The 672-nt window shown below is 67.7% G+C and carries 1 protein-coding gene; it reads left to right on the top strand.

Annotated elements, in window-relative coordinates:
• On the top strand, positions 1-574 hold a 574-nt coding region (locus Q0L15_RS21040; RefSeq protein WP_296606676.1), incomplete at its 5' end, for an IclR family transcriptional regulator.
• Between the last annotated feature and the right edge of the window lie 98 nt (positions 575-672).

Genomic DNA, 672 nt, shown 5'->3' with positions numbered 1-672 from the left:
GGCGAAGACGTACTCGCCCGGACCGACTCTCGTGACGCTCGGTCTGTCGGTGGTGCGGCACGACCTACGCGCCCAGCTCAGCCCCATCCTCCGGTCCCTCGTGGAGCAGGCCGACGAGACCTGCAGCCTCCTGGCGCTGGAAGGGAGCGACTCGATCTTCCTGGACGCGGTCGAGTGCGATCGGCCCGTCCGCACCACGTCGCGCGTGGGCCTCGTGCGACCGGCCCACTGCACCTCGGGCGGGAAGGCGCTCCTCGCCGAGCTGTCGACCGAGGAGATCATGCGCCGCTATCCCCGCGAGGAGCTCTCGGGCGTCACGGAGCTGTCGATCAGCTCGCGCACCCAGCTCCTGGCGGAGCTGGCCAAGATCAGGGAACAGGGATATGCGGTCGCCGACCGTGAGAACGAGCCGGACATCTGGGCCATCGCCCGGGTGGTCCGGGGACCGGACGGCTCGAGTCTGTGCGCCCTCTCGCTCTCGTGCCCCGTGCAGCGATACACGCCCGAGAAGGAGGCGGAGCTCGCGCGGCTGCTCTCCGCTGCCGTGGCGGACGCTCAGCAGCTCGGCCGCTGAAAATTTCGCCCTCAAGAATGTTGATTCTTGACACTGGTGGAGTGACGCCGGTTACTCTCTGTCCAGAATTGACGTTCCGCAGGGTGGAAGATAGGCGA

Source organism: Nocardioides sp., from assembly GCF_024509035.1.
Classification (GTDB): domain Bacteria; phylum Actinomycetota; class Actinomycetes; order Propionibacteriales; family Nocardioidaceae; genus Nocardioides.
This window is presented reverse-complemented; position numbering and strand designations above follow the sequence as displayed.